The sequence below is a fragment of the Streptomyces calidiresistens genome (assembly GCF_014141525.1).
GTDB classification, from domain to species: Bacteria; Actinomycetota; Actinomycetes; order Streptomycetales; family Streptomycetaceae; genus Streptomyces; species Streptomyces calidiresistens.
The window spans coordinates 1-6700 of record NZ_VKHS01000246.1 but is presented as its reverse complement, the minus strand read 5'-3'; the positions used below and the strand labels follow the sequence as shown (position 1 = coordinate 6700).

The following is a 6700-nucleotide window of genomic DNA, read 5'->3' as shown; positions in this document are numbered from 1 at the left end:
CCCCCGGGGGGATCCCGGGGCACCCCCCTCCCCGGGGGCGACCGGCGAGGGACCCCGGGTCCCCCTGCGGACCGATCCGCTCCGCACCGCGGGTGCCCCCACGGGGGGACGACTTCCCGGCCCCCGGGGTCTAGCGTCTGCGCTGTGACAGTCATCGAGACCGACAGCCTCAGCAAGCGGTACCCCGGGGTCACCGCGCTGGATCGGCTGACCGTGGACATCGGGCCGGGGGTCACCGGTCTGGTGGGTGCCAACGGCGCCGGCAAATCCACCCTGATCAAGATCCTGCTGGGGCTGGCCCCGGCCTCCGACGGCAGCGCCCGGGTCCTGGGCCGCGACAGCGCGCGCGACGGCTCCGCCATCCGCGAACGCGTGGGCTACATGCCCGAACACGACTGCCTGCCGCCGGACGTCTCGGCCACCGAGTTCGTGGTGCACATGGCCCGGATGTCCGGCCTGCCGCGCACCGCGGCCCGGGAGCGGACCGCCGACACCCTGCGGCACGTGGGGCTCTACGAGGAGCGCTACCGCCCCATGGGCGGCTACTCCACGGGCATGAAGCAGCGGGTCAAGCTCGCCCAGGCCCTGGTGCACGACCCCGAACTGGTGCTGCTGGACGAGCCGACCAACGGTCTGGACCCGGCCGGCCGCGACGAGATGCTCGGACTGATCCGCCGCGTCCACACCGACTTCGGCATCTCGGTGCTCGTCACCTCCCACCTGCTGGGTGAGCTGGAGCGCACCTGCGACCACATCGTCGTCATCGACGGCGGGAAACTGCTGCGCTCGCAGGCCACCACCGGCTTCACCGCCACCATCGGCTCGCTGGCCGTCGAGGTCACCGACACCGACGCCCACCCCGACGGCACGGCCGCCCTGCGCGACGCCCTGACCGCCGCCGGCCTGACCGTCGCGGAGGAGCCCGGCCGGCTGCTGCTGGTCGAACTGCCCCCGGCGACCGACCCGAACCCGTCGAAGCCGCCGACCGACCCCCGCGTCGAGCCCTCCGGGGACACCACCCCGGCCGACGGGATCCGGGACGCGCACGACCTGGTCCGCGACGCCGTCGCCGACCTCGGCCTGGGCCTGGTCCGCATGGAACAGCGGCGCCACCGCATCGCCGAGGTCTTCCAGCAGCGGCCCGCGACCCCGGCCGCCCCCGACGAGCGGAAGGGAGCCACCGCCGATGTCCGCTGAGAACCCCGGCACGCCCTCCGGAGCCCCGACCGCCACCGCCGACGCGCCGGGCGCGGGCGGACGCGGCGACGCCCGCATCCACGACATCGGCTACCGCGGCTACTCGGGCGAACGCCTGGGCCGCTCCGCCGGCCGCCGCGCCCTGTTCGAGCACTCGCTGCGCGGCGCCTACGGACTGGGCCGTTCGGCCCGCTCCAAGATCATGCCGTTCCTCCTCTTCGCGATCGCCTGCTTCCCCGCGGTCATCATCGTCGCGATCGCCCTCACCGTCGGCCTGGACGACCTGCCGCTCCGCTACAGCCAGTACCCGCTGTACATGGCGCAGCTCATCGCCCTGTACATCGCGCTGGCGGCGCCGCAGATGGTCTCCCTGGACCTGCGCCACCACACCACCCCGCTGTACTTCTCGCGGCCCATCGAGCGCATCGACTACGTGTTCGCCAAGCTCGGCGCGCTGACCGCCGCGCTCTTCGTCTTCACCGCGATCCCGCTGACCATCACGTGGATCGGCGCGCTGCTCGGGAAGCTCGACTTCACCGACCAGAGCCGCATGTACGGCCAGGGCCTGGTGCTGGCCGCGATCTTCGCCGTGCTGCACGCCTGCATCGCGCTGCTCATCGCCTCCTTCACCCCCCGCCGCGGCTTCGGCGTCGCCGCCGTCATCGCGGTGCTGACCATCCCCTACTTCGCGGTGGTCAGCGTGCAGTGGGTCCTCCACGACCAGGGCGGCACCACCGCCGTCACCTGGCTCGGCCTGCTGTCCCCCGGCACCCTGCTGGACGGCATCCAGGGGGCGCTCCTCGGCGGGAGGGCCGACTACCCGTCGGGCACCGAGCCGGGCACCGGCGTCGGCCTGGTCTTCCTGCTGGTCGCGCTCGGCGTCTCCGCGCTGTGCGTGCTGCTCCTGTCGCGCCGTTACCGGAAGGTCGGGATCTGACCGTGGCCACCCTGCACATCGACAACGTCTCCCGCTGGTACGGCAACGTCGTCGCCGTCAACGACATCAGCCTGGAGATCGGTCCCGGCGTCACCGGCCTGCTGGGCCCCAACGGCGCCGGCAAGTCCACCCTCATCCACATGATGGCGGGCTTCCTGGCCCCCTCCACCGGCCGCGTCACCCTCGACGACCGGGTCATCTGGCGCAACGCCGAGGCCTACCGCTCCATCGGGCTGGTCCCCGAGAGCGAGGGGATGTACGACTTCCTCACCGGCCGGGAGTTCGTGCGCGCCGCCGCCGAACTGCACGGTCTGCCCGACCCGGGTGCCGCGACCGACCGGGCGCTGGCCACCGTGGAGATGGAGTACGCCGCCGACCGGCGCATCTCCGGCTACAGCAAGGGCATGCGCCAGCGGGTCAAGATGGCCGCCGCACTGGTGCACGAGCCGGCCGTCCTGCTGCTGGACGAACCGTTCAACGGCATGGACCCGCGCCAGCGCATGCAGCTGATGGAGCTGCTGCGCCGGATGGGTGGCGAGGGCCGCACCGTGCTGTTCTCCTCGCACATCCTGGAGGAGGTCGAGCAGCTCGCCTCGCACATCGAGGTGATCGTCGCCGGCCGGCACGCCGCCTCCGGCGACTTCCGCCGCATCCGACGACTGATGACGGACCGGCCCCACCGGTACCTGCTCCGCTCCGACGACGACCGGACACTGGCCGCCGCCCTCATCGCCGACCCCTCGGTCAGCGGCATCGAGTTCGACGCCGCCGAGAACGCGCTGCGCGTCCAGGCCTCCGACTTCCACCGCTTCGCGGAACGTCTGCCCCGTCTGGCCCGGGACCACCGGGTCCGTCTGCTCACCGTCTCGCCCTCGGACGAGTCGCTGGAGAGCGTCTTCGCCTATCTGGTCAGCGCCTGAGGAGCCCGTCCGATGTCCGTCACCACCCAGAAGCCGGCCGGCCGCGCCCCCGCCGGACCGCGCCCCTACCACCCGACCGTCGCGCGGCTGACCCGCCGCGCCCTGCTGGGCCGGCGCAGGGCGCTCATCCTGCTCGCCCTCCCCGTCCTCCTGCTGGTCATCGCCGCCCTCATCCGCATCCAGACCGGGGTCGACGACCGGGCGGCCGTCGAGATCCTCAACGGCTTCGCGCTGGCCGCGATGGTGCCACTGATCGGCGTCGTCGCCGGCACCGGTGCGATCGCCCCCGAGATCGACGACGGTTCCATCGCGCACCTGCTCGCCACCCCGGTGCGCCGCTCCACGATCATCCTCACCAAACTGATCGTCGCCATCGGCGTGACCATGCTCTTCACCGTCCCGTCGATCCTGCTCGCCGGCGTGCTGCTCAACGAGAACGGCCGGCAGATCGCGGTGGCCTTCGCCGTCGCGGCGGCGGTCGCGTCCGTCGCCTACGGCGCGATCTTCCTCATGCTGGGCGTGATCTCCCGCAACGCGGTGGTCATCGGCCTGATCTACGCGCTGGTGTGGGAGGCGCTGTTCGGGCAGTTGGTGCCCGGGGCGCAGACCCTCAGCGTGCAGCAGTGGTCCCTGTCCATCGCCGCTCGGATCGCCGAGGGCGGCGCGGTGACCTCCGAGGTGACCCTCGGCGCGGGCGTCGCCCTGCTGTGCGCCACCACGGCCGCGGCGACCTGGTACGCGATGCGGCGGCTGCGCAGCCTCACCATCGCGGGGGAGTGAGCCCGCGCGGCGAACGGAACGGGCCGGGGCCCGGGGGCGCACCGCCTCCCGGGCCCCGGCCCGTTCCGGGTGTTCCGTTCGGGCCCGCACCGGCCGGGGCCCCTCCCGGCGTCAGAACCGGAGCAGCCGTTCGATCACCTCGGCGATGCCGTCCTCGTCGCAGCCCGAGGTGACCTCGTCGGCGACCGCCCGCAGCTCGGGGTGGGCGTCCCCCATCGCCACGCCGTGCGCGGACCAGCCGAACATCGGTATGTCGTTGGGCATGTCGCCGAAGGCGATCGTCTCGTCCCCCCGCACGCCGAGCCGACGCCCGGCCATCGACAGACCCGTGGCCTTGGACAACCCCAGGGGCAGCAGCTCCACGGTGCCCGGCCCCGCCATCACGATGCCGACGCTCTCCCCGACCAGCTCGTGCGCGGCGCCGGCCAGCTCGTCGTCCCCCAGCCCCGGGTGGCGCAGGTACAGCTTGGCCAGCGGCTCCGCCCACAGCTCGGCCCGGTCGGTGTAGGTCAGGGTCGGCAGGGCGCCGTCGCGGGCCGGCTCCACCGCGAACCCGGCCGGGTCCACGATCACCGCCCCGTCGAGGCCGTCCCGGCTCGCCGCCACCCACAGCGGCCCCAGCTCGGACTCCAGCACCGCGACCGCCCGCCGGGCGACCTCCCGGTCCAGGGTCACCGAGGTCAGCAGCCGGTGCGCGCCGGCGTCGTACAGCTGGGCACCCTGCCCGCAGACCGCCAGGCCGGTGTAGCCCAGGGCGTCCAGCACCGGGCGCGTCCAGGGCACCCCCCGGCCGGTGACCACGATGTGCATCGCCCCGGCCTCCCGGCCGGCACGGATCGCCTTGCGGGTGCGCGGCGAGACCGTGCCGTCCGAGCGCAGCAGCGTGCCGTCGAGGTCGGTGGCGATCAGCCCGAAGGGGAAACCCGTCGGGCCGCTCACGAGCCGATCGCCCCGCCGGCGGGATCGGAGCCGTTCTCCCGGGGCTCCAGGACCTCCCGGCCGCCGAGGTACGGACGCAGCACCTCCGGGACCCGGACCGCGCCACCGGGCAGCTGGTGGTTCTCCAGCAGGGCGACGATGGTGCGCGGCACCGCGCAGAGCGTGCCGTTGAGGGTGGCCAGGGGGCGGGTGGTCTTCCCCTCGCGCATCCGCACCCGCAGCCGGCGGGCCTGGAACTCGGTGCAGTTGGAGGCGGAGGTCAGCTCGCGGTACTTCCCCTGGGTGGGGATCCACGCCTCGCAGTCGTACTTGCGGGTGGCGGAGGCGCCCAGGTCGCCGGAGGCGACGTCGATCACCCGGAAGGGCAGCTCCAGGGCGGTCAGCCACTCCCTCTCCCAGCCGAGCAGGCGCTCGTGCTCCGCCTCGGCCTCCTCGGGCGCCACGAAGCAGAACATCTCCACCTTGTCGAACTGGTGGACCCGGAAGATGCCCCGGGTGTCCTTGCCGTAGCTGCCGGCCTCGCGGCGGAAGCAGGGGGAGAAACCGGCGTACCGCAGCGGCAGGCTCTCGGCGGGCAGGATCTCGTCCATGTGGTAGGCCGCGAGCGGGACCTCGGAGGTGCCGACGAGGTAGGCGTCGTCCTTCTCCAGGTGGTACACGTCGTCGGCGGCCTGGCCGAGGAAGCCGGTGCCCTCCATGGCGCGCGGTTTGACCAGCGCGGGGGTGAGCATCGGGGTGAAGCCGGCCGCCACGGCGCGGGCGATGGCGGCGTTGACCAGGGCCAGCTCCAGCAGGGCGCCGACGCCGGTCAGGTAGTAGAAGCGGGAGCCGGAGACCTTGGCGCCCCGCTCCACGTCGATGGCGCCCAGGCGGGTGCCGAGTTCGAGGTGGTCCAGGGCGGGGAAGCCCTCGGCGTCGAAGTCGCGGATGGTGCCGTGCGTCTCCCGCACGACGTAGTCGTCCTCCCCGCCCACGGGGACCTCGGGGTGGACGGGGTTGCCCAGGCGCAGGAGCAGTTCCTGCGCGAGGGTGTCGGCCTCGTCGCGCTCGGCGTCGGCGGCCTTGACCCCGGCCGCCAGTTCCCCGGCCCGCGCGAGCAGGGCGGCGCGCTCGTCGCCCTCGGCACGGGGGATGAGGCGGCCGAGCCGCTTCTGCTCGGCCCGCAGTTCGTCGAAACGACTGCCGGAGGACCGACGCCGCTCGTCGGCGGCGAGCAGGGCGTCGACGAGGTCGACGTCCTCGCCGCGGGCGCGCTGGGAGGCGCGAACTCGGTCGGGGTCCTCACGGAGCAGGCGAAGGTCAATCACGCCCCCAGGCTACCGGGGAACGCGGTCGGCCCGGGACCGCCGGGGAGCCGGGCCGCTCCCCGCGCCCGGTCACGGGGCCCGGCCCGCGACCGGGGTGATCACGGGTGGGACGGGTTCGCCGGCAGCGCGAAAGAAATGGGCGTTATGCCCGTTTGGGGAATTTTGAGAATCATGTCGGCAAAGTCCATGAATGGAGCGCTATGCGGGGTATGCTCTGTCCCGGGTGGGGGAAGGGGGATACCCGGACCTCCTCGTACATCCACAGCCGGTGACTCGTCCACATGCTTTTCCACAGGGCGTCGCTCGAAGGTGTGGAAAACCTTGGGGGTGGTGGGCCGGCTCATGGTGATTCGCCCGGTTTGCCTGGGGGAATTCCGGTTTTGTCCCTTTTGTCATCCACCCCAGGTGTGATCTAAGTAAAACAGATTGACGCGAGAGGGTGGAATCGACGCTGGGGATATCCTCGGTCACCCTGGGGAATGAAGGGCGTAATGTCCGTTTTGCGAGTTCGTCAACATCGACTTATTCACAGGCGGGTGAAGCTTCCTGTGGAAAACTCGGCGTCGACTGTTCACCTGTCTCTTATACACAGCTGACGCTTCCGACGAAGCTGCAAGTAT

At 72.3% G+C, this 6700-nt stretch carries 7 protein-coding genes; 5 read left to right on the top strand and 2 right to left on the bottom strand.

What is annotated here, in order from left to right; all coding sequences use genetic code 11:
• Positions 1 to 144: 144 nt before the first annotated feature.
• Genes FOE67_RS12285 through FOE67_RS12270 form a run of 4 tightly spaced genes read left to right on the top strand, consistent with a single transcriptional unit; the run spans position 145 to position 3834 of the window.
• On the top strand, positions 145 to 1197 hold the full coding sequence (locus FOE67_RS12285) for an ABC transporter ATP-binding protein (RefSeq protein WP_182663511.1): 1053 nt from the start codon (positions 145 to 147) through the stop codon (positions 1195 to 1197).
• Positions 1187 to 2134 carry an ABC-2 transporter permease family protein gene (locus FOE67_RS12280; RefSeq protein ID WP_182663509.1) on the top strand — a complete coding sequence of 316 codons (948 nt, stop codon included), beginning with the start codon at positions 1187 to 1189 and terminating at the stop codon, positions 2132 to 2134. The genes FOE67_RS12285 and FOE67_RS12280 overlap by 11 nt, the downstream gene beginning before the upstream one ends.
• 2 nt (positions 2135 to 2136) lie before the next feature.
• Complete coding sequence (locus FOE67_RS12275) at positions 2137 to 3054, top strand: ABC transporter ATP-binding protein (protein WP_182663507.1); 918 nt, start codon at positions 2137 to 2139, stop codon at positions 3052 to 3054.
• A 12-nt stretch (positions 3055 to 3066) separates the two neighbouring features.
• Positions 3067 to 3834 (top strand): ABC transporter permease subunit, encoded by a 768-nt coding sequence (locus FOE67_RS12270; protein WP_182663505.1) that lies wholly within the window; start codon positions 3067 to 3069, stop codon positions 3832 to 3834.
• A 111-nt stretch (positions 3835 to 3945) separates the two neighbouring features.
• Here FOE67_RS12270 and FOE67_RS12265 read toward each other — a convergent pair whose 3' ends face one another.
• A complete protein-coding gene (locus tag FOE67_RS12265; protein ID WP_182663502.1) occupies positions 3946 to 4773 on the bottom strand; it encodes an HAD family hydrolase in 828 nt (275 codons plus the stop codon).
• The gene (serS, locus tag FOE67_RS12260; protein WP_182663500.1) at positions 4770 to 6080 is read right to left on the bottom strand and encodes a serine--tRNA ligase; all 1311 of its coding nucleotides are present in this window, start codon (positions 6078 to 6080) and stop codon (positions 4770 to 4772) included. The genes FOE67_RS12265 and serS overlap by 4 nt, the downstream gene beginning before the upstream one ends.
• A gap of 439 nt (positions 6081 to 6519) precedes the next feature.
• Between serS and FOE67_RS30950 the strand changes: the two genes are divergently transcribed.
• On the top strand, positions 6520 to 6700 hold a 181-nt coding region (locus tag FOE67_RS30950), incomplete at its 3' end, for a hypothetical protein (protein WP_228473811.1).

Excerpts from the sequence above, each read along its gene's own strand:
- FOE67_RS12280 (WP_182663509.1), top strand. The coding sequence starts at position 1,187 with ATGTCCGCTGAGAACCCCGGCACGCCCTCCGGAGCCCCGACCGCCACC.
- FOE67_RS12270 (WP_182663505.1), top strand. The coding sequence starts at position 3,067 with ATGTCCGTCACCACCCAGAAGCCGGCCGGCCGCGCCCCCGCCGGACCG.